At 41.2% G+C, this 25,347-nt stretch carries 20 protein-coding genes and 1 pseudogene; 9 read left to right on the forward strand and 12 right to left on the reverse strand.

All coding sequences use genetic code 11. The annotated features are described in order from the left end of the window. Positions 1-203: 203 nt before the first annotated feature. The gene (gene groL / locus RM368_RS28625) at positions 204-1,877 is read right to left on the reverse strand and encodes a chaperonin GroEL (protein ID WP_322697196.1); all 1,674 of its coding nucleotides are present in this window, start codon (positions 1,875-1,877) and stop codon (positions 204-206) included. A 157-nt stretch (positions 1,878-2,034) separates the two neighbouring features. Between groL and RM368_RS28630 the strand changes: the two genes are divergently transcribed. Continuing rightward, positions 2,035-3,117: an MraY family glycosyltransferase gene (locus RM368_RS28630; protein WP_322697197.1), complete on the forward strand. Its 1,083-nt coding sequence runs from the start codon at positions 2,035-2,037 to the stop codon at positions 3,115-3,117. Positions 3,118-3,178: 61 nt separating this feature from the next. Here RM368_RS28630 and RM368_RS28635 read toward each other — a convergent pair whose 3' ends face one another. The 3 genes and pseudogenes from RM368_RS28635 to fabG all read right to left on the reverse strand — a co-directional run bounded on the left by RM368_RS28635 (position 3,179) and on the right by fabG (position 4,866). Further along, complete coding sequence (locus RM368_RS28635; RefSeq protein WP_322697224.1) at positions 3,179-3,424, reverse strand: DUF4351 domain-containing protein; 246 nt, start codon at positions 3,422-3,424, stop codon at positions 3,179-3,181. A 6-nt stretch (positions 3,425-3,430) separates the two neighbouring features. Beyond that, positions 3,431-4,024, reverse strand: a pseudogene (locus tag RM368_RS28640) (Rpn family recombination-promoting nuclease/putative transposase); the annotation flags it as partial. Positions 4,025-4,119: 95 nt separating this feature from the next. After that, complete coding sequence (fabG, locus tag RM368_RS28645) at positions 4,120-4,866, reverse strand: 3-oxoacyl-[acyl-carrier-protein] reductase (protein WP_322697198.1); 747 nt, start codon at positions 4,864-4,866, stop codon at positions 4,120-4,122. Positions 4,867-5,523: 657 nt separating this feature from the next. Here fabG and trxA point away from each other — a divergent pair. After that, complete coding sequence (gene trxA, locus RM368_RS28650; RefSeq protein WP_322670357.1) at positions 5,524-5,841, forward strand: thioredoxin; 318 nt, start codon at positions 5,524-5,526, stop codon at positions 5,839-5,841. A gap of 963 nt (positions 5,842-6,804) precedes the next feature. Here trxA and RM368_RS28655 read toward each other — a convergent pair. The 3 genes from RM368_RS28655 to RM368_RS28665 all read right to left on the reverse strand — a co-directional run bounded on the left by RM368_RS28655 (position 6,805) and on the right by RM368_RS28665 (position 11,425). Next, positions 6,805-8,724 (reverse strand): iron uptake porin, encoded by a 1,920-nt coding sequence (locus RM368_RS28655; protein WP_322697225.1) that lies wholly within the window; start codon positions 8,722-8,724, stop codon positions 6,805-6,807. A 992-nt stretch (positions 8,725-9,716) separates the two neighbouring features. Beyond that, positions 9,717-10,484 carry an isoprenyl transferase gene (locus tag RM368_RS28660; RefSeq protein ID WP_322697226.1) on the reverse strand — a complete coding sequence of 256 codons (768 nt, stop codon included), beginning with the start codon at positions 10,482-10,484 and terminating at the stop codon, positions 9,717-9,719. Further along, on the reverse strand, positions 10,484-11,425 hold the full coding sequence (locus RM368_RS28665) for a ferritin-like domain-containing protein (RefSeq protein WP_322697199.1): 942 nt from the start codon (positions 11,423-11,425) through the stop codon (positions 10,484-10,486). The genes RM368_RS28660 and RM368_RS28665 overlap by 1 nt, the downstream gene beginning before the upstream one ends. 26 nt (positions 11,426-11,451) lie before the next feature. Here RM368_RS28665 and RM368_RS28670 point away from each other — a divergent pair, with 26 nt between their 5' ends. The 3 genes from RM368_RS28670 to RM368_RS28680 all read left to right on the forward strand — a co-directional run bounded on the left by RM368_RS28670 (position 11,452) and on the right by RM368_RS28680 (position 12,886). Beyond that, the gene (locus RM368_RS28670; protein ID WP_322697200.1) at positions 11,452-11,607 is read left to right on the forward strand and encodes a hypothetical protein; all 156 of its coding nucleotides are present in this window, start codon (positions 11,452-11,454) and stop codon (positions 11,605-11,607) included. 224 nt (positions 11,608-11,831) lie between these two features. Next, a complete protein-coding gene (locus RM368_RS28675) occupies positions 11,832-12,071 on the forward strand; it encodes a hypothetical protein (RefSeq protein ID WP_322697201.1) in 240 nt (79 codons plus the stop codon). A gap of 173 nt (positions 12,072-12,244) precedes the next feature. Beyond that, on the forward strand, positions 12,245-12,886 hold the full coding sequence (locus RM368_RS28680) for a hypothetical protein (protein WP_322697202.1): 642 nt from the start codon (positions 12,245-12,247) through the stop codon (positions 12,884-12,886). Positions 12,887-12,914: 28 nt separating this feature from the next. Here RM368_RS28680 and RM368_RS28685 read toward each other — a convergent pair whose 3' ends face one another. Beyond that, positions 12,915-13,598, reverse strand: a complete 684-nt coding sequence (locus tag RM368_RS28685; RefSeq protein ID WP_322697203.1) for a Uma2 family endonuclease — start codon at positions 13,596-13,598, stop codon at positions 12,915-12,917. A 258-nt stretch (positions 13,599-13,856) separates the two neighbouring features. On the opposite strand from RM368_RS28685, the gene RM368_RS28690 reads away from it, so the two are divergent. Both RM368_RS28690 and RM368_RS28695 read left to right on the forward strand, forming a co-directional pair. After that, positions 13,857-14,255 carry a hypothetical protein gene (locus RM368_RS28690; protein ID WP_322697204.1) on the forward strand — a complete coding sequence of 133 codons (399 nt, stop codon included), beginning with the start codon at positions 13,857-13,859 and terminating at the stop codon, positions 14,253-14,255. Between the two features lie 243 nt (positions 14,256-14,498). Next, positions 14,499-16,898: a tetratricopeptide repeat protein gene (locus RM368_RS28695; protein ID WP_322697205.1), complete on the forward strand. Its 2,400-nt coding sequence runs from the start codon at positions 14,499-14,501 to the stop codon at positions 16,896-16,898. 69 nt (positions 16,899-16,967) lie between these two features. Here the strand turns inward: RM368_RS28695 and RM368_RS28700 are convergent, their stop codons facing one another. Further along, positions 16,968-18,515: a hypothetical protein gene (locus RM368_RS28700; protein WP_322697206.1), complete on the reverse strand. Its 1,548-nt coding sequence runs from the start codon at positions 18,513-18,515 to the stop codon at positions 16,968-16,970. A 200-nt stretch (positions 18,516-18,715) separates the two neighbouring features. Between RM368_RS28700 and RM368_RS28705 the strand changes: the two genes are divergently transcribed. Beyond that, positions 18,716-19,426 carry a Uma2 family endonuclease gene (locus RM368_RS28705; RefSeq protein ID WP_322697207.1) on the forward strand — a complete coding sequence of 237 codons (711 nt, stop codon included), beginning with the start codon at positions 18,716-18,718 and terminating at the stop codon, positions 19,424-19,426. A 325-nt stretch (positions 19,427-19,751) separates the two neighbouring features. Here RM368_RS28705 and RM368_RS28710 read toward each other — a convergent pair whose 3' ends face one another. From RM368_RS28710 to RM368_RS28720, 3 genes are all read right to left on the reverse strand, one after another. After that, positions 19,752-21,728: an ATP-binding protein gene (locus tag RM368_RS28710; RefSeq protein WP_322697208.1), complete on the reverse strand. Its 1,977-nt coding sequence runs from the start codon at positions 21,726-21,728 to the stop codon at positions 19,752-19,754. Beyond that, positions 21,725-22,999: a DUF4255 domain-containing protein gene (locus tag RM368_RS28715; protein ID WP_322697209.1), complete on the reverse strand. Its 1,275-nt coding sequence runs from the start codon at positions 22,997-22,999 to the stop codon at positions 21,725-21,727. Before RM368_RS28715 ends, RM368_RS28710 begins: the two co-directional genes overlap by 4 nt. Positions 23,000-23,268: 269 nt before the next feature. Then, complete coding sequence (locus RM368_RS28720) at positions 23,269-23,700, reverse strand: EamA family transporter (RefSeq protein WP_322697210.1); 432 nt, start codon at positions 23,698-23,700, stop codon at positions 23,269-23,271. Between the two features lie 509 nt (positions 23,701-24,209). Here RM368_RS28720 and RM368_RS28725 point away from each other — a divergent pair. Continuing rightward, the coding region (locus RM368_RS28725; protein ID WP_322697211.1) for a serine/threonine-protein kinase at positions 24,210-25,347 on the forward strand (1,138 nt) is incomplete at its 3' end.

Consider the following 25,347-nt stretch of genomic DNA (forward strand, 5'->3'; position numbering starts at 1 on the left):
TTGGTATTGATGTTCTCACCTTCCAGTCTCATTCTCTTTAATTCACATTAGACGTGAATTACAAACTTGTACTGAGCGTAGCCGAAGTATTACGAATTACGAATTGGTATAACATATTGCCTCTGAATCAGCAATGCTACAAAAAAACAGTTTGCCTTGGCAAGACAAACTGTTTAAAAAATATTTATCTGGGTCAGCAGAAATTAGAACATACCCATGCCGCCCATGCCGCCCATGCCGCCCATGCCACCCATACCGCCCATACCGCCCATATCAGGGGCAGGAGCAGCGGATTTCTTCTCTGGCTTTTCAACAACGATCGCTTCGGTGGTTAAGACCAAACCAGCAATGGAACCAGCGTTTTGCAAAGCTGAACGCACAACTTTGGCAGGGTCGATAATACCAGCAGCAATCAAGTCTTCAAATTCGCCAGTAGCAGCGTTATAGCCAGTGTTGATGTCGCTCTCGCGGACTCTAGAGACGATCACAGAACCTTCAGCACCAGCGTTATCTGCTATTTGGCGCAAGGGGGCTTCTAGCGCTCGTTCGACAATATCAGCCCCAATTCTTTCTTCGTCATTTTGTAGGGTGTTTTTAATCGCTTGTACTGCCTTAGCTAAGTGAATTAAGGTTGTTCCACCACCAGGAACAATACCTTCTTCTACAGCAGCTTTAGTAGCGTTGAGCGCGTCTTCAATCCGCAGCTTACGGTCTTTGAGTTCGGTTTCGGTTGCCGCACCCACTTTAATTACTGCCACACCGCCAGCGAGCTTGGCGATGCGTTCTTGCAGTTTTTCTTTATCGTACTCAGAATCAGTTTCTTCCAACTGTCTGCGAATTTGACCAATCCGCTTTTGTACTTCTGGCTTGGTGACACTACCAGCAACAATTGTGGTATTTTCTTTGTCAATGGTGATTTTGCGGGCAGTTCCCAATGCTTCTAGAGAAGCGGTATCCAAGCTTAAACCGATTTCTTCCGAAATCAACTGTCCATCGGTGAGAATCGCAATATCTTCTAACAAAGCTTTGCGGCGATCGCCAAACCCAGGCGCTTTAATCCCAGCTACGGCTAGTACACCGCGCGCTTTGTTCACCACCAAAGTTGCCAAAGCATCACCTTCGACATCTTCAGCAATAATTAGCAAAGGCTGACCCGAACGGGCGACTTTTTCCAACACAGGCACTAAATCTTGGATGCTGCTGATTTTTTTGTCAGTAACCAAAATCCGAGCGTTTTCAAATTCGACGATTTGCCGTTCGTTGTTGGTGACGAAGTAGGGAGAAATATAGCCCCTGTCAATCTGCATCCCCTCAACTACTTCTAGTTCAGTTGTCAGGGATTTAGATTCTTCAACGGTAATTACACCATCTTTGGTGACTTTTTCCATTGCTTGAGCTAACATTTGACCAACTTCTTCATCGTTACCAGCAGAAACAGTGGCAACTTGAGCGATCGCACTTCCTTCTACTGGCTTGGCTATTTTGGCAATTTCTTCTACCAATGCCTCAATAGTTTTGTCGATCCCGCGTCTCAAGCTCACAGGGTTACTACCTGCCGCGACGTTCTTCAAACCTTCTTTAATTAAGGCTTGTGCTAAAACTGTGGCGGTGGTTGTCCCATCTCCAGCGACATCTTTAGTTTTTGAGGCCACTTCCTGGATGAGTCTTGCACCAGTATTTTCCAAAGGATCTTCTAATTCAATTTCCTTGGCAACAGTGATACCATCGTTGACAATTTGAGGTGCGCCAAATTTTTTCTCTAAAAGGACATTGCGACCTTTGGGCCCCAAGGTGATTTTTACGGCATCGGCAAGGGCGTTAACACCCCTTTCTAGAGATCGCCGCGATTCCTCGTCAAATGCAATAATTTTCGCCATGTTTGATTTCTCCAGCGCTTCCATTAGACAATTTAGCACTCACAGCGCCAGAGTGCTAATCTCTCAAGCGGCTCAAGTTACAAATGGAAATAAAAAAATTGATTAATATACAGGTGATGCTCATATTAGATACTGGCAGTAATGCTTGAATTGGGAGATGAATCTAGACAACTCCCTTAAGTCCCTTGGTATTGCCGACCCTAGCGGCACCGGCTGGTTGGCAGTAGTATTTACGTTCCTCTTGGCTTGGCTTGTAACTTGGCGTTTAATTCCGACAGTACGCAAATTCGCCCTGCGGGTAGGTTGGGCTGACCAACCCAACGCACGGCGACTCAACCGAGAACCTTTACCCAATGCAGGGGGGCTGGCTATCTACGCGGGCGTGATTGCTGCGCTGGTACTAGCTAGCCTTTTACGACCGATCGAACTCCAAAACGTATTGGCTCAGGTGCTCACTATTCTGTTGGGAGGTTCGATATTAGTCCTTGTGGGCTTTATTGACGATCAGTTTGGCTTACCGCCCTCTGTGCGATTGTGGGCGCAAATTGTCACGGCACTTTTGTTGGTAGCTAATGGCATCAGTGTCAAAGTCCTGTTTGGCACTCCCATCGATTCACTTCTGTCCATGTTGCTAACAGTACTATGGGTAGTAGGGATTACCAACGCCATCAATTTGATGGATGGTATGGATGGCTTGGCAGGAGGAATTAGCTTTATAACCGCCATGAGTTTATTGGGCGTTGCAGCTCAATTTAACAATCGTGCTGCGGCAATCTTAGTCCTCGCAGCTTTGGGAGGTGCTGCACTAGGATTTTTGCGCCATAATTTTCATCCATCACGAATTATTATGGGTGATGCTGGAGCATACTTTTTCGGTTATGTCCTGGCAGCAACTAGTATTTTAGGCAAACTGCAACAAAACACAGTTTATGCCCTAATTCCTACGGTTTTATTTCTGTTGTTACCGGTGTTAGACACCACTCAAGTATTTGTGCGGCGGCTACTAGCAGGAAATAACCCTCTGAGTACTCCTGGCAAAGACCACCTGCACCACCGCTTACTTGCTTGGGGACTCTCCCAGCGCCATGCTGCGTTTACCCTTTGGTCAATTACCTTAGTTTTCAACTTGCTAGCGATGAGAATACAAGGTATGAGTTTGGCTGTGATGCTGACAACCGCCAGTAGTATTATCCTGCTTTTGGGCTTTACAGTCTGGCAAAGGATACGCCAACAGCCTTAGTTGCTTGTAGGGTGAGCATTGCAGTGCTAGCCCTACTATGTTTATTCAATTCACCAAAAATTCAAGCTTGAGTTAAATTGTCTTGCAGCCAAACAATTAAATCTCCTTCTGTGGAAAAATCCAATAGTGCCTCGGCTAGATTTTCAAGCTGTTCGATGGATAACTGGCTGATGCGCTCTGACAATTGCGGACTCAAATTATCAATGCGTCGTCGTAACTGGCGAATTACTAGCTCTAGAGTTGTTTCCTGCTTGAGTTCCTCATAAAGTCTAGTCGTTTTGATATCAAAATCACCGAGTCCAAACATTTTTACCAACTCCTGATGACTGATACGCGGTAGTTTGTAAACTACAATTTTTTCTATTAAATCTATCACTTTTTTTTGAAGTGCTTTATCGCTCAGTTCTGAACGTGTCTTTGTAATCAAACTTTTGACTAATATGGGAGTTTGTTTTTTCTTTACAACTACTAATTTAATGATCTCAATTCCCAAGGAATATTCAGTTACTTCTCCAAGCTCGTTTAAATATAGCCTCGTTACCAATTGGCTTTCGAGTAGGACTCGATAAGGTTGGACTTGGGTTGTTTCAAGGCTGCGGCGAGGGAATATAACTACTGCTCACCAATCTGTAGTTGGTGCGTAAAGTCGTAAATACAGAAATACTTCTGAAAATAAACGAGCATAAAATTCATTATCTTTTTGAAATTGAACCTCCACAAAATAAATCGGCTGACGACTACTGTCAGCAACAGGAAGAAAGACTCCATCAATGCGAAATGCTGTTTGCTTTAATTCTACTGAAGCGAAATTATATGCATTTGCTTCTGATGGTTGCAGATTAATTAATTCAAAAAAAGCACTGGGGAAAGTTTGAAATAAACGATAAAAAATAGAGTCTGTTTTCATAATTAGTCTGTCAAATTTTATTTAATAAGTTCGTAGTTGGCGCTAAAGCTCCAACTACGAAAAATAGCTACCCCTCAATTATTTAGCTCAACTATTTAGGCCATTACCATGCCGCCATCGACGTTAAAGACTTGTCCAGTGATGTAGGCGGCGGCGGGATCGGCGGCGAGAAAGCGCACCATCCCTGCGACTTCTTCGGGTTGACCGAAGCGGGCGAGTGGAATGTATTTCAGAATATCTTCGGGGTTGTTGAGATCGCTGGTCATGTCGGTGGCGATGAATCCAGGGGCGACGGCGTTAACGGTGATCCCGCGAGTAGCTAGTTCTTTAGCAACGCTTTTGGTGAAGCCGATGACACCTGCTTTGGCGGCGCTGTAGTTTGACTGACCTGGGTTGCCCATTTGCCCAGCAACAGAGGTAATGTTGATAATCCGCCCCGATCGCTGCTTCAGCATGATTTTACTGACGGCGCGTGTACATAAGAAAACACCAGTAAGATTAAGGTCTATCACTGCTTGCCAATCTTCTGGCTTCAAACGCAAAAGCAGGGTGTCGCGGGTAATCCCAGCGTTGTTGACCAAAATATCTACACGACTGAATTTTTCGATGACTGCGTTAACTAGTGCATCTACTTGATCGCCTTTAGAAACGTCTGCTTGGATAGCGATCGCCTGACCTCCTGCTGCTGTAATTTCTGTAACAACTGCCTCAGCCGCAGCACTCGAACTGGCATAATTGACAACTGCGATCGCTCCTTGTGAAGCTAATTCAATTGCGATCGCTCGGCCAATTCCTCTTGATGCACCTGTGACAATTGCGACTTTATCTTGTAATAGCGTCATTTAATGTTCCTCAATCTTAGAAATACCGCGCTAATTATCTTATGGCGATTTCGGGAACATCTGAATATTGTCTGGATAATATCTAACTCTTGCGCGGTGATAATCTTGCTGTCATGCTGCAAGTTAGATAGCTAATAGATAAAGTTATACCTCGTATTTAGCTAGATATAGCTATGCTGAATCAAACGCGCAAAAACAAGATCCCCGCTTTCATAAAAGTTATTGAGAAGCTGCGGTTTGCAATTCTCACAAATCAAATAAGATTCCTATATAACTCGAATAACAATAATTAACGTTTTACTCTGATTAAATATCTATAGTTACTTCTCTGTAAATAGATGAATAACTATAACTAATATATTTGCCTGACTAGATAGACTAGAAAGTGTTGCATCTACAGCCTTCGTAGACATCACTCTTGTGAAAGCCTATATAATGATTTGGTCGATTGTCATAGGTTGAAACACATATTTAATACAGATGCACAACCTAACATAATATACGGATTTTATTATAATTATTTAAGATTTTTGGCTGGTGAATCATTCTAATATTAACTAATCTAATCTTTTACTAACAAAAACCCATGAACCTATACCGATTTTATTTTATAAGAACTACTATTGAAACAAACAATTGAAAATCGGTGTGTGTCACATGGCAACCAAAAAGCAATTTAACAGTTTTGAAGATATGCTGTCTGCTTCTGATGTACCTGTATTAGTAGATTTTTATGCTGACTGGTGTGGTCCTTGTCAAATGATGGTGCCAATTTTAGAGCAAGTCAATGCCCAACTTAAGGATCGCTTAAGGATTGTCAAAATCGACACGGAAAAATACACAGATTTGGCTACTGAGTATAAAATTGCTTCTCTTCCAACCTTAGTACTGTTTAAGCAGGGTCAGCCTGTGGAACGGATAGAGGGGGTGATGCAAGCACCGCAGTTAGTGCAATATCTCCAAACAAAGATTTAATAACACTTAGAATTTTGATTTTGGTTCTTAGAGGCGCGAAATATCGCGTCTCTTTCAATAGATAGATAATAATCTGCGCCCATATTAATCAAATCACTATTTGGTTGAACTTCTAAAAGCTATAAGACTTCTATTTGATTGGATGAAAAAACTCTGTATAACTAAGGCTGATTCCCTACTCCGTGCCTCTGGCGCTTACGCTGTACTTTGAGGAGCGCGTAAATAGGTTTAAAAATAAAATCGGATGGCGATAAAACCTTAAGTAAATATTAAGCATATTTACTTATATGTCTAGAGAAAGTAGTTTAGAAATTGAGAAGACTATATTGTATAGATATAACAAAATATATTGACAAGTAAAACCATATATGAATAGAAGGCAGCTAAGACCTGACAAAGCCTATATTTGGGTGAATATCGATTTTGATAAGGTTAAAAATAGAATAGATGCGGTGACTTGCCAGATTGAGCGGGTTATACAAAAGCACCACCTTTCAAATCAAACTCCTAAATCAGGTAAAAGAAATAATTAGGTTATCTATGCGGCGATATCGACGATGAGCTACACCTACACAGTTTATTTTTGATGTAGCGCGGACTTCGGCCATTCGGTAAGCTACTTCGACTGCGCGGTAGTTGAGCGCAGTCGAAACTCAGTACAAGTCAGTCACCAACGTAGACATCAGATTAGTTTTGCACAACAGATTTTGGGCAATGCGACTATATTTTTGTCAAAAACCAAACAATATTATTCAATAAACATTCACCGAATTTCTACGTATTTATTGGTCATTATTTTATCCTCAACACTCCTTTTACAAATGTGACTAATGGATAGCGAAAGCATCGGGGTGAGGTTCTTTATTGTTGATTTATGCTGCAAGAGGTCTACTGTGAATTTTGTTATCTAATCTCAAAATCCCCCAATTTATTAGGGGATTTTGACTGCCTAATCTGAATCTCTTAAAATGTAAAAGTAGTCCGAAGTACGCCTACAGTCGTAGTCTCATTATTGCTGTTACCTTCTGGGTTAAAGAGAACAAACGCACCAGGGGTAATGCTGATATTATCGCTAACTTGAAGGCGGTAATAAGCTTCCAAATGGTAAGGAGTCGTCCGATTGTCGCCTGTGGGGGTAAGTTGAGCAGCACCACCACTATCGCTACGGAAAAGCGGCTGACCAAAAAGAATCCCAGCAGTGTTTCCTGATTTGAATAAATCTCTGAAGTGAATTCCCGCCATCCAACTTGTAAAGGTCGTGGAAGCATCCACGCTATTTGAAGCAGCATCAACAAATATTGCTGCACCGTAGCCAGATAAGGCTATCTTGGGAGACAATCGCCATGTTAGCGTACCGCCAACAGAGTTGAGTGTGACCGGTGTCCCTGCTGCAATCCCTGCTAAAGCACCGATATCACTACTAACTAATCCTGTACCCAAAATATTGATTTCGTGATAACTGTGGGCATAGTTTAAGCCAATATCGAAAGCGGGACTTGGCTTGAAGGTTAACTGTGTGGCAATAACACTACTACCGCTAAATAAACCTGCTCCTAAAGGTGTAGTAGAAACTCCTGGTACTGCTTCAGCCGCAGATTTTTCCGGTAAATTGGCATTTACACTGCCGTATAAAGCTCTTAAATCAAAATTTGGTGAAATGTTAAAAATAAATCCCGCCGCCGATGCTAAACCTGTACCCGAAGTCCCACCAGAAACCCGTAGTACAGGATTCAAGTTGCCAAAACGAGAAATTGATTCTTGTCCTTCACCATAAAAAGGCGTAATTGTTGGGAAAGCATCTGATGTCTCTGCCGCAGTTCCCGCAAACAAGGTTAATTTATTAGCGACGGGAAAGACATACAGCAATTTGTAAAGCTGAACGCTGTTTGCGCCAACACCCGACAAAGTATTGACGTTTAACCCCGGAAATTGCGGCTCAAAACTGGTACGAGCGCTACTTGCACTTAAAAGTGGCGAAGCTAATCCTAAACCTTGTTGCAGGCTACCCTGTCCATCAACTCCACCCAAAAAGTTATAGGCTTGCAATCCAGTAATTAGTGAATCTTTACCAGTAAAGCTAGTGGTGAGATTTAACCGTACTCTATTGACTAGGATGATGTTCGGGTCACTCTGATTAGGAGCGCCACCGCTAGCACCAATACCAGCAATAATTGCCTCTCCACTGAGTTTAGTCGTAGTAGAAAACCGATTTGCTTCTAGTTCTGCTGTGCGAGCTTCTACAGCATCTACTCGACCTCGCAATGTTGCCAATTCCGCCGCAAATTGTTCTTGTAGTTTCTGCAACGTGGCTAAATCTTCTTTCTTGACCAAATCACCAGTTGCAGTCGCAATCAGTTCGTTGATTCGCTCTAAACAAGCATTTAAGCCAGCAGCAAATTCATAGCGAGTCATCGCCCGATTACCGCGATAGGTTTGATTGGGATAACCTGCGATACAACCATAGCGTTCGACTAAAGATTGGAGTGCCTGAAAAGCCCAATCCGTCGGTTGTACATCAGACAATTGCGATACGGATGTTACTTGTGCAAGTTTGTATGAGGTTGGAGATGAACTTACAGGTTGTGGTGTGATTGGCTGCCACAAGTTAACAGCAGAATCTATTCCTAAATCTTGATTTTTTTGCTGTTGATTGACTGAGGGTAAGTTTTTTTGAGTTTCATTAGCTATCAGCAATTTACTGGAAAGATTATTTGTTAAATTGCTTTGATGAGAATAATTCTTTTCATAGCTGCCGTCATTTTGATTAACAGCTACGTTTTTATCTGCAATTTTTAAACTAGGAAGGGCTTGCACAGGTGATAACCCGGCAATTAAACATAAAAATCCCATCCCACTAGCAGAAGCTAGTAGATATTTTGCGATCATGACTCCCAACACCTATAAAATAGTGGAAAAATTGATTGCGATTTTAAAATGTATTGATAAGTAAATTTAAAGTAGATTTAGCAAGAGAGTCTTGTTAACTTTAAATTTTGCATATCAGGATTTTTTCTGAATTAACTCACCAAAACATCAGCTTATATCGCAAGTATTAAATTCTAGTAAATACTATTTTCGGAAAGAATTAACAAAAAATTATATTGATAGTTTTTATAGTTATTATAGCAAATAATGAATGGTTTTTGAACAATGCATTACGTAAAAAGCTTGATTTATAAGCCTTTCAGTTTTTCTCTGTTCAGAGATAAAAGGGGATTGCTATATTGAGAAAATAATAATTTCCATAAGTCTGATTTTGTGATAATGAATATAGGTATTGAGCCAAAATCCTCGGCTCAATAGCTAACAAAGAATAATTTACTCAAAAAAATTAAGAGACTGCGATCGCTACTCAATTTAGGTGCAAGCTAAGATGGGAGGAAAACAGGGGATTATAGCACACAATTTGTTTGATTGAGATATTTCAAGTATTCAATCCCACCAATAACAAACAATGACCTCACTTCTTCACCATCAAACTCATTGAACCGACGCTGCCAAACCTAGCCAGCAAAGAGTTCTTGGGGATAATAGGATTCCGCAATCGATTGGATTTTGCCTAAATCAAGGATCACATTTACGGTAAGTAATATTTTTAACAAAACATTTGTAACTACCCTTGCAGTTTATTTACCCAGTGCCTGCTATTCTTATAGTTACTTCGGTCTGTCATAGCAGATAGATTATCCTCGATAATGTTTTATTTGTGAGCGCTCATATACCATCGTGGTAATGTGGGTGCTTTTACTTTATCAAGAAAGACAGAAGGCAGAAGGAATATTGCCCGGTTGTTGAGCATAGCGATGCACTGAGCTTGTCGAAGTGTCGAAATACTGCCTCCTGCCTTCTTCAGGTGATGTCTGGTGTTTGGTACACTAAGCTGATAATGAAGCTTTAACTTGACCAAAACGGCGATCGCGATTTTGATAGCTCAACAAAGCTTGATGAAATGCTTCTCGATTAAAATCTGGCCAAAGAATATCGGTGAAATACATCTCTGTATACGCCATTTGCCACAAGAGGAAATTACTCAATCGCATCTCACCACTGGTACGAATCAGCAAATCGGGTTCTGGAGTATCTGCTGTGTAGAGATGTTGTTCTACAAGACTTTCATTCACTTCTTGGGTGCTAAGTTTGCCCTGTTCCACGAGTTGAGCTACTTGACGGCAAACTCTGGTAATTTCGTTGCGGCTACCATAGTTAACTGCAACAGTAAAGTGGATTGCTTGATTGTTCAATGTCTCTGCCATTGAACGCTCCATTTCTGTTTGTAGAGACTTGGGTAAAGCCGATAAATCTCCAATAAACGAGATTCGTACACCTTCTTGATGCATTTGAGCCAACTCGCGGTGTAGTAATCGTTCAAACAAATGCATTAGAAAATCCACTTCTTCAACAGGACGCTGCCAATTTTCTGTAGAGAAAGCGTATGCTGTCAACGCTTTGATTCCCCAATCTTTGCAGCAACGCAATAGTTCTTTGAGCGTTTTTGCTCCTTGGCGATGTCCAGCGATGCGCGGTAATCCTCGACTGGTTGCCCATCGGCCGTTACCATCCATGATGACGGCGATATGTTGGGGGATTTTTTGGGGATTTAAATCGATGGGTAATTTTGTCATTTGTCCTTTGTCCTTTGTTATTACTGATAATTAATTTCAAATAAATCTTGCAAATACTCTGGGGTTAGGCTATTGTTCCAACTCCACAAGCGATGCATTGTGTAAGTGAAGGTAAATAGGAGAGTTATTTTGTTGGTTAATGACCAAGCATCCCAGTTGAGTGTACCCATCATGCGGCGAAGAGTACGCATGAGGTTGTTACGCTGATAGTTTGGCGATCGCGTTTTAATCAGGGTGCGTCCAATTCGCATCAACCCAGTATCAGGGAAAGCCCAAACTCCAAACCCCCAGAATTTGGTCGTATGGTTGATTTCATCCTGCGCTAGTTCCTCTAGAACATCCTGGAGTGCGCCTGTGGTGTGAGCCATCAACCAAATATAAAGACAGGTAGCACCGTATTCTGTGGCAATGCGGTGTAAGCCGTGGCGATATAAATCTTCTTTGGCGTCATCTGTGGGGAGATAGCTTCTAACAGTCCGAAGTTTTGGGGTAATTTTCTCGCCTGTTAATTGGGTGTAGATTTTGATTAATGCAGGTGTGTGTTGACGTTCTTCCTTTTCCCACAAACCAAGTTTCAGCAGTTCGCCATTTTCACCGACTGTTCCACCAACAAACCGAGCCATTTGAGGATGCAATTTTTCTAAATACTGGCGACTGGTTTGGGTATAGCCCCGAATGGGAGCTTCTGTATCCATCGCACCTATTAATATAGATAGAAATACATTTGCGTCTAAGCCAATAATTTGATTGCGGTTAATTGTTTGCCAGTCGATGTGTTTCCATGGACGCGGTTGAGGATTGACAAACTGTAGCGGTAAATCTTGTAGGCGATCGTGTAGTTTTTCGACTGCAAGATATTTGTCTATCAGGGAACGAATGCGGCGCTGTGTTTGTAAGTAATGAGGAGTGGGATAGCTTTGACCTGCTAAGTCTTCTGTGATTGGGCTAAGGGTATTAAGCATATTTTTATACTTAAATTTTTATCTCTATGCCCAATAGCCTAAGCGATCGCACTTTGTTTTGTCAGTCGGCTGAAGTCGGCAGTTTTATGCGATCGGGTTGCAAAAGTCGGGGAAAAAGTTGGTTAGAGAAAATTTGGGTTTCAAACTTCGCCTTTCTAAGAGGATGTCTGAAAACTTTTTAGTGTTGTATTTGAGACTTGTAGATCCCCCTAAATCCCCCTTAAAAAGGGGGACTTTGATTCCGGTTCCCCCCTTTTTAAGGGGGGCTAGGGGGGATCAAGCGAAATATTTAATACTTCTCAGACATCCTCTAAGACGACTTTACAAAGTTAGAAGAGAAAATTGCAGAGAATGTAGCGAAATTGTTAGAACAAGGGTAGATAAAAGTTGAGTAACAGAATAAATCATGAACGCTTATAAAGTATATATTACTATTGCAGATCCCAAGCAGTTAGTATTATCTGATTTACCATTTAAAGCAGGACAGAGAGTTGAGGTGATTATTTTGACAGACGATAATCAAAGGGTTACTCTAGCAGAAGAATTAAAAAATTTATTCAAAGAAATACAAGCGATACACGCAGATAATCCCTTAAGTGATGAAGAAATAGCAGCAGAGATTGAAGCTTATAGACAGGGAGAATGAAAGTTATTATTGATACTAATATTGTAGTCTCTGCTACTATAGCTGATAAAAATCCAGAGGCAGTAATTTTATTTGTAATTTCTAATTCTGCTTTTGAATGTCATATTCTAATAATGCAATGCCTGACAAACCCTAACAATAAGTAGATTTCAATTCATGAGGATACTAAGGTTATGTCGATTTTGACTGAAGCGCTTGAAAGAATAAGTAGTGGTGTTCATTTTACCAAACAGGGCATGAGTCTTGAAGAGGTTGAAAGAAGACTGAGTTTTTTCCCATTCCGACTGTCTGATGAAGCTTACGAGTTTTATCAATGGGCTGGTGCACCCACTGGGGATCGAATGCCTGACGGTTGGGATGGTTCTTATAACGACAACTCAACTTATTATTGCTTCTTGGAGCAGCTGTTAGAAGGCGCAGACGATTTAATTCATTTTCTATCCTTAGAGGAAGCTGAGAAATATTATTCTCCGAGCGATGCAGATATATATGACCCAAAGTGCTTGCCATTCGTTTCCTATGAGAATGGCAAGCTAGTCATTGTTGGTTCAGAAACTCAGATTGAAACTTCTCCAGTATTGCAACGAGAAGACATTAAAGATAAGTTATGGTTTCCAAGTTTGACGAATATGATGTTAGCGATCGCAGAGGCTTTAGAGACAGTAGGGACAATTCTGCCAGAGTTGTCCAGGAACTATGATGATGAAGATTATGGTACTGATGATTATGATGATAAAATTCGTAAAAACTGTAAATTAGTAAGAGAAATCGCTCAAAAATATGGTTCCCCAAGGGGAATAATTCTTACTAATTAAGCATTTGATACTAACCAATAATGGCTGTTCAACCTTCTGGCAGTTCCCCAAATTGCTGACGATAACGCTCAAGTTGTTTTTGCGCTAACTCCAACTGCTCTTCTGGAGTTTGATAGCGCTTTCCTTGTTGGTCATACCAATACAAAACCTGACGCTGGGTATTACCAGATATGTATTGCCCTCTACCGATTCCCAAACCAATTTCTGGCATCCAAAAGGGTTCACCAATTTGCAATTGATAGCTACCATCTACTAAGCGATAAACTTCAAAAGGTTGTTGGCGATCGCGTTGCCAATACTCTGGATTATAAATAATGTAATACAGTACACCTAACTTGGCATAAGTGTCTAATTTTTTGTCGTATTCTCCACCCGGAGTTAAGGAGACAATTTCTAAAGCCAAGATAGGCACTATGTTATTTTCTTCCCAAACAACATAGCTTGTACGAGATTTATCTGCCTTGCGGCGTTCTACACCCAAGCTCAAAAATCCGTCTGGTACAATCGGCACAAGCGGACTAACCCCTGTAGTATGGTAAACGCCCATATCCACGCTGAAAAACCAGTCATTACGGTTTGCCCAAATATATTGCAGTAAGAAGAGAAGCAGATTGGGAATAAAATTTTGGTCTTCGTTATCCACAGGTGTGTCGTCTGAACAAGGAAGTTCAGCACTGCTAGGCAGAAATTGACGAGGGTCTGATTTCACCATAAGTAATAATGGTGCTGATGTTACCTTAATAAATTTTATTCTAAATGATTCGACGCGGGCAATATAGTCTATGTAAACTTTTTAATCGTTCTAAGTTAGTAGCGATAAAGAATAGCTCAAAAGCTTACCTATATTCAACAGGAAGCTGACTAAAATACAGCAGGTGCAATTAAGTCTCGATTGATCTGCAATATCAACAGTATGTAATGACTGAAATTTCAGTTTCTATCATTCTAATTATCAAAAATTAATATAAAAATGATAAATCTACAAATTGGCTCTCCTTCAGAAACAATAATAGATGCGAAGAAATACTGGAACGCTACTGGTATTTATCTAGAAATAGGAGCAACTTATAGATTTGAAGTAGAAAGAGAACAGTTTTGGTGTGATGCATGGATTAGAAGTGATGCAGATGGGTATACACAGCCGTGGCTAAGTTGGGCTGAGATGTTCCGCAGAAAACCAAAGGAAAACTGGTTTTCCCTAATTGGAAATATTGGTCAGTCTGCTGAACAAGAGTTTTTAATTGGGAAGAAGTTGGAAAAGTATAAAGCTACCTCAAGAGGGGAGTTATTTTGTTATGCCAATGATGTTCCAATCATGTATTTTAACAATCGTGGTACTTTAAGTTTGACTATTACAAGATTGAGCTAATTGAAGAAGAATTCAGAAGTCAGAATTTAGGAGTGGAACCGGAGACGCTGCGCTATCTGCTAGTCGTACAGAACTAATTCTGTAGCTTGCTTTCCTGAAAGGGTATCCTGACTCGTGAATTGTGTTCGAGAAAAGTCGGGAAAAAAGTCGGGTTTACAGAATCTTATCCAAAAACTCCAGCAACATAACTGTAAAGTAATTTATAGTTGTCCCTAAAATCTGAACTACCCTTGTCGTTACACAATGGACGCTGAAGCAGCATTAGCATGGTTAGACGCCATAATTCCCCCTCAGACTGGGGAACGGTTGAGCGATTTGCAAAAAGTGATTCTTGTGCAAGTTTGGTTGGGTAGAAAATACTTGGATATAGCTCATGCTTACGGTTGTACGGAAGGACACGCTAAGGATGCTGGTTCTCAGTTATGGAAGCTGCTTTCTAAAGTATTGCGAGAAAAGATTACCAAAAGTAATTGTCGCGCTACTTTGGAACGGGTTCTGAGAAAAACTACTGCTATATCATCAAGTCTGATTGATTACTCGCGATCGCCACATCCCACCCCAAAATTAGAGGATACCAATTTTATTGGACGAACAGAAGCGATCGCTCACCTGAATACTTTGGTAAATCAAGGCTCGAAAGTGATTGTCATTCAAGGTGAGGGAGGTTTAGGCAAAACTACTCTGGCGCAGCAATATCTCCATCAGGGGTTTGATTTGGTTTTGGAACTGCTGATGGCGAAGGAAACGCAAAACATTACACCCGCCGAACGAGTTGTAGAGGAATGGCTTAAACAAGATTTTGACGAAGAACCTGGGGTAGAATTTGGGGTAACTTTGGCGCGACTCAAGCGCCAACTCCACAATCGGCGGATTGGGGTGTTAATTGATAATCTCGAACCTGCATTAGATCGACATGGTGGGTTAATTGCTTCTCACCGCAACTATGTAGAACTATTGCGCGTTTTAACTGATGCCAGAGTGCAATCTGTTACCTTGATTACTAGCCGCGATCGCCTTTGTGAACCGGGGTTAAATGTGAATCACTATCGGCTTCCTGGTTTAGATGAAAGCGCATGGCAACAGTTTTTTAGCAACCGTGGGTTAACTATCAATTCGCCAACCTTGCAAATCATGCATCGCACTTATGGCGGTAATGCTAAAGCAATGGGAATTCTCTGCGGTTCGATTCAGGAGGATTTTGATGGTGATATGGCTCTTTATTGGCAAGAAAATCATGCCGACCCGTTAGCAGCAACCGACTTAAAAAATTTAGCAGTTAGTCAAATCAATCGCCTGCAAGCCCTCGATCCCCAAGCATATCGCCTGCTTTGTCGTTTGGGATGCTATCGTTACCAAGATATACCCACCATTTCATCTCAAGGATTGTTTTGTTTACTTTGGGATGTCCCATCTGAACAACATCGCCAAATTATCGCCTCGTTGAGAAATCGGTCTTTAGTGGAGTGCGATAAAGGTGAATACTGGTTGCATCCGGTAATTCAAAAAGAAGCGATCGCACGTTTACGCCCCAGTAATGAATGGGAAATTGCCAACCACAAAGCCGCAGAATTTTGGACAACTAGTGTTAAACAAATTGAAACCTTTAAGGATGCTTTGCAAGCTTTAGAAGCATATTATCACTACATAGATATTAATGAATTTGAGTTGGCGGGTAAGGTCATTTTAAAAAGCCGAAATAATCAATGGCAGCAGTTTTTACCTCTTGGAAGTACATTGTATCGGATGGGTTTAATTCAACCGATCCTTGCGGCAATTGAGCGAGTTGTTAACAATCTAGAAGATGACCAAAATCTCAGCGAACTTTATAATATATTAGGCGATCTATACTGGATAACAGGTAAAATTAGTCAAGCGATCGCTTGTCAAGAAAAGACTATTACACTCGCAACCCAAGCACTCAAATCACTTGTACCTCAGCCAGAAAATAAACATACAGTTTACTATCTGAGGATGCTAGAGGTAGATTCTTTATTAAGTATTGGTCTTTACAAAATAGATTTGTGGGAACTAGAGGCAGCCGCAAAATTATTTCAACAAGTAATTTATTTAGCTCAAAATACCGAGCATCATCGCTGGGCAGAGAAAGCTTCAGTCTGTTTAGCTTTGGTGTATTCTTATTTAGGTTTGTGCGATCTCTCATATCAATTAGCAGATGTAGCGTATCAAAATATTACGAACGAAAAACTGATAGAACAGACTGGTAGATTTGTCTATTTTATGCAAATTTTAGGTCAAACCTACGTCAATTTAGGCGAATTTTCTCAGGCAAATCAGATATTCCATCAAGCTTTGACTTTTGCTGAAGAAAGTCATTATATGCAAGTCAAAGCAAAAACTCACAATGGTTTAGCAGAAATCCATCGGCAACAAACAGATTTTGCATTAGCTATTGCTAATCATATAGAAGCAATTGAACTTTTGGATAAAATAGGTGCTAAATGCGATCTAGCTGAAGCTTATTTTCAATTGGGTTTAACTAATCAAAAGATGTTGAAATCTGATGAAAGTCAAATCAATCTCGATCGAGCGATTCAGCTATTTACTGAAATCAAAGCACCAAAACAAGTTGAAAAAGTTTTAAACTGCGCTGCTCAAATCTGTGTTACCAGTCGGAGATTGTAAACGAGGTAAAAATCTTTGATTTAGTAAACGGCTCTGCAAACAAATCAAAGTAAATAATTAAAAGTTGACTCAAGGACTTGGTGCAGTCCATTGAGAAGTGGTTTGATCGTACTTCCCTTTTATAGTTGCAGCGCGAGGACGAGCTGCTGCTAAAGCCGCTAGTTCATCATCTTCTGAGGTATAGTCTCCAAAATCTACACCTAATAAACCACCATTACCTAAAATCCCGATACTCTTCAAATGATCCTCAATATTATCTAAATCAAGAATGTCAGAGTCATCATTACTTAAAGTTCCCATCCACATAATCCAAATATCTTTTTCTATTTGATCGACTCCAGGTTTAGTAGGATCGTAAGCCAAAATAGAATTGCCAAAGGCACTCATCGCAGTTGCTTTTTGTCTCAATTCACTAAAGACACTTGCCATTCCATTAATGCGATCGTTCATGGCATTAGTTGCTGTTAATATATCTGCTGGCGAATATGACGATGCACCACCAGCAATTTGTACCCTGATTTCTGCAATTAATCGCTCAAGAATAACGGAATTTTTATGTAAGTTTGCTAATACTTTATTGGTTTGCAATGCACCACGATACATTGATGCAACGTGTTGCCAAATATTACTTCGCAGCATATCCGGTGAAAGACCACTAGGTTGTAAATCACTGCCTCGCGTTGTGATGGCATCTGATACAGCAAGAGCTACTGCTGAAGAGGCAGCTCCTTGTAAAAATGAAGAACCTGCTGCTGTACCTGCATCCGCTAGGGTGAGAGCAAACCATCCAGCAGCAGTAGAAGGAGCAATATAGGCGGCAGCAAGACCTGCTAAAACACCAGTTCCTATTCCTAAAAATATTCCTCTCCAAAGAGTTTGATTTTGTGCTTCTGCTCTTCCTTGACCAATTACTCTTGAGTAATTGCTGTAAGCCATATCGTAATTTATAGAGAAAATTTTTAATTTTGTACTGATTAAATCAGTATTTGCTACAGATAAATCCACATAGATACTACCTAAATTATGACAAGCATCAATTAATCTTGCATTGGCTTCCGTCAGTGGCAGTTTTGTCGAAAGTTCTGTAACTACTGGATTTTTTGGCGCTCTCTGCAACACATCTCTTTGCAATATCCCACCTTTCTGTTGTACTACATGAGTCAACTGATTATTCCCTGGCGATTTCCTTTGCCCAAAGTCAACATCAAGAGGCTTAGTTTGCACTTCTTTCTTTTGAGTCTGTTCTTCTGGTGTCATCTGCGGTTGCATCACAGTATTAGGCATTGACATGACTTGATTAGCCACCTTATCGGCTTCCTGCTCATACTGGTCTCCTGGTTCTCCAACCGTCAGTTTTGCTTGTGGACGACGCAACGCTATGCTACTAATGTCGTGAACAGGCTTTTTTTTAATAGCTTGTGGTTCTAAGGATTGTTCGCCAACAGATTGAGCTGCTTGCAGGTCAGTTGATACCTCAGAGAATGTTTGGATTGGAGCTTTCTTTGCGATGTCAAAGCCGCGCACTGGATTCGCCAGCGTTGGAGTTGTTGCTGAGAGCAGCGACGGATTTGAAGTGGATATACCTGCTTTCTTAAGCCCAAATATGCGATCGCTCATCTCACATCCTCAAGCATATTTTTGAATCAAATTATACAATTTGTTTAGTGGCGATCGCTATCGACTTAAGTAGAAATTATTCTGTGCCAGCAGTGACTCTGTGTGAGCGAGATTTATAATTCTAGAAAGCTGGGGCGATCGCTTTTGCAGGTGAATGAATTGGGTTAAGTTAGATTTATCTTGTCAAAATAGAAATTATTATGTCTTCTGCTCAAGATTTAGGAATAATTTTAGAAGACACACCAGAAGATGTTATATTTCCTCCTGGTGATTTATACAGTGATGAACCACCTTTGGAAACAGAACTTCACTTGCGGCAAATACTGCTGTTGATTCAGTGTTTGGAATGGTTATGGCAGGAGCGTCAAGATTTCTACGCTTGCGGTAACATGACGATTTATTACAGTCCGCGTCAGCGTAAGTCTGAGCAATTTAGAGGCCCCGACTTCTTTGTAGTTTTAAATACCCAACGCAAAATACGCAAAAGCTGGGTAGTTTGGGAAGAAGATGGCAAATACCCAAATGTGATTGTAGAGATTCTTTCTGACAAAACAGCTGCTACTGATAGAGGGTTGAAAAAGGAAATCTATCAGGATATTTGGCGGACTCCTGATTATTTTTGGTTCGACCCAGTAAGTTTAGAATTTAAAGGATTTCATTTATTAGATGGTCGTTATCAAGAACTAGAAGCAAATGAAGCTGGTTGGTTATGGAGTCAGCAATTGCAGTTATATTTGGGAGTTTATCAATCGAAGTTGCGCTTTTTCACTCCCGATGGACAACTGACACCCACGCCAGAAGAAGTAGCACACCAAGAACAGCAACAGCGTCAACAAGCCGAGCAACAACTTGCTCAAATGGAGTCCATGCTTGCTCGCTATCGGGAAAGATTTGGTGAATTACCAGAGTAATACCCCAATTCAAAATTCAAAATTCAAAATTCAAAAAGCCAGACAGAACAAAGATATGTCCGTATGCATCTGTCGCATTCTTCTTTCTAATTAGTATAATTTTGTTTGCTATGGTATTAGCGTAGATACAGCCTGTCTAAACATCGCTCACAAATTTTACAACCTATTTAACTACCAGCATTTTCTAGTAAGTACAACATTTAATTAATTCGTACCGAACTCTTTGCGTAACTTTGCGCTTACCTTTGCGCTACTTTGCGTTTAAATTTCAACCCCAATTTGCCACGATTTTATGCAAAGCTATACTAAGGTAAAAATTGTCAAATCACATCCAGCCGCCAACTTCCGCATCAGTCAAGGGTTTCTCCAACTTACTATATTCTGTTTGAGCCGCCCGCAATACGTGTTTCATCTGCACTGGTTCCCCAGCATCGGCAGCGAGGAAAGCGGCATTTAAGGCAATATTACGGATATTACCCCCAGCGACATTAAGCCGTGCTAATTGCAGAGCATCTAAATCTGCGGTTGGGGTTTCGGCTGGAAAGACGCGTCGCCAAATCTCGGCTCGTTGCATAGTATCGGGGAAGGGAAACTGCACTACAAAGCGAATCCGCCGCAGGAAGGCTGTATCAATTGCACTCTTCAAGTTCGTAGTCAAGACTGCTAGACCTGGGTAACTTTCCATCCGTTGCAATAGATAGCTAACTTCTATATTGGCATAGCGATCGCGCGCATCTTTAACTTCACTGCGTTTACCAAATAAAGCGTCGGCTTCATCAAATAACAAAATCACTCCACCTTGTTCTGCGGCATCAAATACCCGGCGCAAATTCTTCTCTGTCTCACCAATATATTTGCTGACTACTGATGATAGGTCAATCCGATAGAGGTCGAGGCGTAATTTATGGGCCAGCACTTCTGCTCCCAAAGTTTTCCCAGTGCCGCTACTACCTGCAAATAGAGCGCTGATTCCCAATCCCCTAGCACTCTTGCCGCCAAAACCCCAATTGTTATATACAGTACTACGTTGCCGTACATGAGCCGCAATTTCCCAAAGAACTTGTTTCTGCGCCTCTGGCAATACTAAATCATCCCAATCACCAGATGGCTCAATTCTTTGGGCGAGTTCATCTAAGCGCGGACGTGCTTGCACGCGGCAGGCATCCCATAAAATGCTGGTGATATCGGTTTCTGGTGTTTGTGCTAATTGTCCTGCGGCTTCTGCACAAGCAGCGCGAATGGTTGCAGCACTGAGGTTAAACTGATCTACTAAGATTTTGACTTGCCCATTCATTTGCGATGCACTCTCCCCTAATGCATCTTGCCAAACTGCACTTTGTTCTTTGCTAGTTGGTTGATGTACATCAAAATTAACTACTAGGCGTTGTGATAAGCCGATGCGTTCTCGACTCGTAACTATTAAAAAGCCCTTTGTACGTTCGATGAAACGAGCGATCGCATTCAGCCGCGCTGTATCATTAGTATCCAGTTCGTTGCAGTCTATGAGTAAGGCAGTCTTACTTAAAATCGTCTCACGAGTCCACAGGCGAATGAGATTATCCAACTCGCCAGGTGCTAAAGGAATGACTTGTGCAGGCATTACCCACAAGCTTAAACCCTGAAGCTGACAAACTGTGGCGGCAATGGCACGTTTACTGGCAGTTTCACCACCAGATAACTGGACGATTGGTAAGCTATTAACTTTGTAAGCTTGCGACCAAACTGCTGCGATTCGCTCTGCTAAATCTTGATGCGAAGGTACTAAATCGCTAACCTCTGGTAATGGCTCAATGATACCAGCTAGCCGTTCGTCAAGATATTGAATACCCGTGAGATAATGTAAAATCCGCTCGTCAATTCTCAAGGGACTAAGAGTTAGGGCATGACCATCACCAATTTGAATTAACCGCCAATAACGTAAGGGAGCATTTGGAGCGATCGCATCCCAATGGACGTTAGGTAAAGCTGCCAAAGCTAAACCCAAAGTTGGGTAAGCTCGTTGTGAATCGTCGTGAACTATAGCACACAATTTGGCAAAATCTCCATTTAATTCCATACCTGCACACAACAGCAACAAATTACGTTCAAAGGATGAGAGGCGAAACATTTTGCAGACTCTCTCCAATGCCGATGGTGCAGGCATAGCAGCAGCTTCCTGTAACGCTTGCTGTAAATGCTCTTGGTGGTTCTCTTCATCTTTTGCCGTGTGATTTTCCAAAATACCACGCACTACAGCTAGAGCTGCTGATAGGTAGCGGTAGTTTGCCTCATCCCAATTGTGATTAATTGTTGTAGCATTCATAAAATTGTCACCTGTGGCGAATCATATTCCCCTAACTGATTTTTGTGAAGTGGACTTTCGGCGCCATCTACTTGCGCCCGGACAATATAAGTTCCTGGTTTGATATTTTTGACCGGAATCGCGATCGCATCAGTATCTTGGGTAGGTGGTGCAGCCAGAAAAGAGTAAGCTACCGGATTCTCACCTGATACCTCATTGAGTAGCAAAACTACCCGCTGCGCTTTACCTACTTTGGGCTGGAATTTAACGGTAATTTCTGCCGTGCGTAAATTCTCACCGCTATTTTCTACTTGAGTGACGAATGCTGTAATTGTTGGATGTAAGACAAAAGCCGCCACGTTTGATTCAACTAGATGATTGGTTTGCTCTGCATTACCCATTGTTAGATGTACAACTTGGACACCCTGTATACTTGCGTATAAATCTGGCGGGACTAACAAGCTGATTTGCGTTTCCTTGACTTCTTGAGGTACTAGTAATGTTTCCGTATTACCAAAACGAACTCGTGTGATTTCACCGCGTAACCGCTTACCACGAATTACTAATTTTGTACCTGTAACAATCATTTGTTCAGTTTTTGTTGGAGCTATAACTTGCTCTATATTCGGTTGAGACAAGGGCATCATGTATAAATCTTCTTCTTTGTCAGATTTACTACTTTCAATCAATACCATTGATGCTAAATAGGTAGCTGAAGGTCGATAGTGTGTTTGTAAAGCAGACCATAACTTAGAAGTTTCTTCCATGTTAAAAAACTCTGGAGTCAGTTTGATCTGCCCAATTTGTTCTGCTAAATCGGATACAGACACATTTGCTACGGCTTGGGAAAAAGCACTTGAGGTATTGGTTGTAGACGCATTTATCAAAGTATTTTCAATAATATCAGATGCGATCGCTGGTGTTTTGTGTAATAAATGCATTGCATAGCCGAGTAAAAGCTCCGCCTGAAAATCCTTAGCTCCGTAGGCTGTGAGTAAGTAGTGGAGATCGAGAGCTAGTGGTGGAATTGGAGAGCGTGGGTTTCCATTAATCCGTGAGTGCCTGCTGCGAAATTCTTGAGATACCCAATCGACATTGCGATTCTGCGTCACTTGATAGAGAAAAAGGTTGATTTGGGCACGCTCGTCAGCTTCAACTGAAATTCGATCCGGCGGTAAGGCAGTTACAATCACATCACCAACACTAGCAGCGATCGGATCGCTGACTAAACCATTTTCCAGCAAGACTTTTAGTACTGCTGTCACTGCGGCTATAGATAGCACATTACTCATCCTGATTCCTCATGGCAATAGCACATATTAATCATGTACGCCAGAGTACATTAATAGAATAATCTATTTTGCAAAACTTTAAGTCCTGTTATAGCCAAGACTATCAGCACGAACGCTTCAACTTAAACCTTTATGGGACAGTAGTTTTACTTTTTTCACTTCATCGATAATCTGTGATGTGAAAAAAGTATTTGTCAAAAAGCTAGGGTTTTGCCAGATAAAGAAAACCTAATTCTTAATTTGGAAGCGAGTCGAGATTAATTAAGATTTTAAATGATTAAAACTAAAGTGCCGATGACTACTAACCCAGTTCCTAAAAGGATCTTCCAGCTTAATGTTTCTCCCAAAAAAATAACTGAAAATAATAAAACTAATACCAAGCTTGATTTATCAATTGGTGCAACAAGAGAAGCTTTTCCTGCTTGTAAAGCTTGGAAGTAAAAAATCCATGATAACCCTGTAGATACTCCAGATAATAATAAGAAAATCATGGTTTTTTGGGGTATAGCTAAGATATTAACTACGTTTCCCTGAAAAAATACAATCCCCCAAGCAACTACCAAAATAACCACAGTTCGGATTGCTGTTGCTAAATTAGCATTCACATTTTCTATCCCAATTTTGGCAAAGATAGTGGTCAATGCTGCAAAGGCAGCTGACAATAATGCATATATCCACCATGTTGTGGTGTTGCTTTCCATCTTAGCCTCCTGATTAGCCAGTCAAAATTAGCAGTGTAATTTAATCAGAGTCTTAAATTCAATTACTTGTCTGGTAAAGTTTGACTTGCTAGACAACACGGCGTAAATAAACCACCCATTCAAAATCAATGAAACGCTTATGCTGTATTAATTTTGAATTTTGAATTTTGAATTTTGAATTCCGCCTTGCGGCACTAGATTCGTAGTTTGCGCTCTACCGTTTGACTCTTTTAGTCACTCAGTACTACTGAAGCGACGATTCTCGGCAACTCGCACTAACTTAATATCAGGAACAAATTTCAACTGCTATTAGGTCTAAAGTTTAAACATTTTATCAAAATTATCATATTACTTTAAGTTACTAATATGTTAAGCTGAGTATAATTAGATAAGTACTAGTAGTATATATTACTAATATTCATCTAAGTTATGAAGCAATCATATTTGTAATACTAGTATTATCTCTGAATAAAGTTAACACTTAAAGTAACTAGGATGGGTTGCCCCAGATGAAATCCCCACCTTCTTCAAATTCTTGGAATGGTCGCTTCGTCGGCGATAACCAGCGATACCGTTTAGACAGACGGTTAGGCGGGGGTGGCATGGGAGAAGTTTTCCTAGCAACGGACACCCGTGTAGGTCAGCAGGTAGCGTTGAAGTTGCTCAAAGATACGCTAGTGGCATCACAAGAAATGAGAAAGCGTTTTGAGCGGGAGGTGGCAGTTTGTGCTGCTTTGCAAAGCGACCACATTGTTAAGATTAGTGATTGTGGTGTAACCTCGGAAGGTTTTCCATTTTATGTAATGGAATATTTGCGGGGACAAACGCTCAGGCAATTACTGTTGCGCCAAAAGCGGCTGTCTGTTGAGCGGACGGTGAAGATTATAACGCAAGTTTGTAAAGGTCTACAGCTTGCCCATCAAGGAGTGACTCTCCAACGGGATGGCGGCAAAACCAGTGAACATATTCAGGTAGTTCATCGCGACCTGAAGCCAGATAATATATTTTTGATGCCCACAGATTTGGGAGAGTGGGTGAAGGTTTTGGATTTTGGTGTTGCCAAAATTCGTAGTGAATCTTCAGAAAATTCCAATATTACAAATATAACTAGTACATTTATCGGGACATTTCGTTACGCACCTCCTGAACAAATCCAAAGCGATCGCAACCTGGATGCTAGAGGTGATATTTACAGCTTAGGGATTATCCTTTATGAAATGCTGAGTGCAGCCGACCCATTTGGAATCAGCATTAAGGGTAGTCATGTGAGTGAGGCTTCTTGGGTATTAGCTCATGCTTACGAGCCACCAAAACCACTGCGCGAGCAACCAGAGTGTGAGCATTTACCCAAACAATTAGAAGCCGTGGTGATGAAATGTCTCCAAAAAAACCCAGCTAACCGATTTGCAACGGTAGAAGAACTGAATCAAGCTTTGCAAGCTGCTGCCAAATTTGCTACCGAATCTAGCGTACCCGGAGAAATTACTGGGCGATCGCAACCTTCTTCAAATCTTGGCTCAAATCACGAAACGGTTCCCAGACAATCAAACGACGATACTGTTATTCGCCCTCCATCTGGTTTCAATCAAGGTTCAAATCACGAAACGGTTCCCAGACAATCAAACGACGATACTGTTATTCGCCCTC

This window comes from Nostoc sp. DedSLP03, from assembly GCF_034530815.1.
GTDB lineage: Bacteria > Cyanobacteriota > Cyanobacteriia > Cyanobacteriales > Nostocaceae > Nostoc.